Source organism: Bartonella sp. AP19HLJMH (assembly GCF_042196245.1).
In the GTDB taxonomy this organism is placed as follows: Bacteria; Pseudomonadota; Alphaproteobacteria; order Rhizobiales; family Rhizobiaceae; genus Bartonella.
Genome location: NZ_JBHIPX010000051.1, coordinates 1 through 1858, shown reverse-complemented (window position 1 = coordinate 1858; position 1858 = coordinate 1). Strand labels below are relative to the sequence as shown.

At 33.3% G+C, this 1858-nt stretch carries 2 protein-coding genes and 2 pseudogenes; all 4 read left to right on the top strand.

The genetic code is table 11. The annotated features are described in order from the left end of the window. Positions 1 to 149: 149 nt before the first annotated feature. Positions 150 to 401: pseudogene (locus ACFINR_RS09270) on the top strand (type IV secretion system protein); the annotation flags it as partial. 180 nt (positions 402 to 581) lie between these two features. Beyond that, positions 582 to 725 carry a TrwH protein gene (locus tag ACFINR_RS09265; RefSeq protein WP_375654225.1) on the top strand — a complete coding sequence of 48 codons (144 nt, stop codon included), beginning with the start codon at positions 582 to 584 and terminating at the stop codon, positions 723 to 725. Next, on the top strand, positions 722 to 1543 hold the full coding sequence (locus ACFINR_RS09260) for a type IV secretion system protein (protein ID WP_375654224.1): 822 nt from the start codon (positions 722 to 724) through the stop codon (positions 1541 to 1543). Before ACFINR_RS09265 ends, ACFINR_RS09260 begins: the two co-directional genes overlap by 4 nt. A gap of 217 nt (positions 1544 to 1760) precedes the next feature. After that, positions 1761 to 1858, top strand: a pseudogene (locus ACFINR_RS09255) (trwi protein); the annotation flags it as partial.

Below are 1858 nucleotides of genomic sequence, written 5' to 3'. Positions count from 1 at the left end.
TTGATATGAAATTTTTTAACCATGAAAAAAAAGAGATGCCTAGCATACGGTGAAAACACTTAGGTAATGTATAAATGCAAATGAAGCGTTTAGCATATATCTATGTTTCAAGGTGATAAAAAGTTGAAAATTCGTTAAAGAGGAATTCCGTGAATTTTACAGTGTTCACGCAACTTTTCAGTAAAATTGATCAGATAACAAAAACATATGTCACGGATATTTCCTCAAAAACAATAGCTACAATTACGCCCTTTGTATCAATCGGTCTCACAATCGCTTTCATCATCTACGGATGGCTCATCATTCGTGGCGCTATAGATATGCCTCTCTTCGGATTCGTAAACCGTTTCCTGCGAATAAGTATTATTACTTCAATAGCTCTTACCACAGGACTTTATCAACCAAGATATCCAATCCTAAAGTAAAAAATATTTGCACTGAAATTGAGCTATTTTCATGAATTAAAATGGAATAAAAAAGTAAAATAATTACACACAGCGTACTTTACTTTACGTGTCAAAATAATAATAATGACAATAAATATCAGAATGTGTATAACAGTAATAAAGAGTCATATTAAAATGAAGTCGATCATTCTTATAATTTTGATTGCAAACCTTTTATCGGCTTGTGCATTAGCACCAAAGCTAAAACAGCCCAATGATAGGAACCGCGTGCCTATTAATAAAACAATCCCTGCCGAAATCAAGCGAGAAGACAGATGAAAAAGCGATTTATTATAACAGGAATGATTACCCTTTTGGGGATGATAAATTTAACTCTAACATCTAATTTTAGTTGGGGTTCTGATAATAAGGATTCAACTGCCCAAACTCTTTTGCCTTTTTCAAAAGAAGAATATCTGAAAATTATTGAGTTATTAAAACAACAAATTACAACAAACGAAAGCCAGATCGAAAACGCGAAAAAAATCCATCAATCTATAACAGGAAACGCGAAAAAAATCCACCAGCCTATAACAGAAAGTGAAAGTGAAAGTGAAACAAAAGACTTAGAACACACAATACACACCTTAACAACAAAAAGCATTCGCTATTTTTTACAAGATCCGCCCTACCCATCCCCCCACAAAAACTACAAGAACATGGGTTCTAGCCTATTCAAAATGTATAGTTATATCGAAGTCCTTATGACTGCGGTTAACGGCGAAGATTACAGGGCCATCTTCTCGTCATTGCCGCAGAAGAAGATATACGATATAATTAATACACGTCTTAACTATAATGGAATTGTCGAGAAAGCCGTAAGTTTGCAGGCTTTCCAAGACGCAGAGAAGCGCTTTACACAAATTGCTGATTTCTTAAATGGTATAGATAAAACAACAAATTTGAGAGAAGTTTTCGAGTTGCAAACACGCATCAAGAGCATGTCATCCATGCTCCAAAATGAATACACAAAGTTACAAATGGTCAGAAATTTAAGCAACAATGAAAAGACTCTTATCGATATACAAAAACGTCTATTGTATAAAAAAATTATAAACTCTGCCAACAAAAGAATCCCCCCAATAAGATTGAACTAATAAAACTCTTTACAACATTGACTTTTTTTCATGAAAACAAAAGCCACTGTAGAAGGTTCAGTACTATCTGAACAATCAAGAGAGGCACAAATATTTTATCAAAGCCAAGATATCGTGGTGAAAACACTTAGGTAATGTATAAATGCAAATGAAGCGTTTAGCATATATCTATGTTTCAAGGTGATAAAAAATTGAAAATTCGTTAAAGAGGAATTCCATGAATTTTACAGTGTTCACACAACTTTTCAGTAAAATTGATCAGATAACAAAAACATATGTCACGGATGTTTCCTCAAAAGCAATTGTTACAATTAC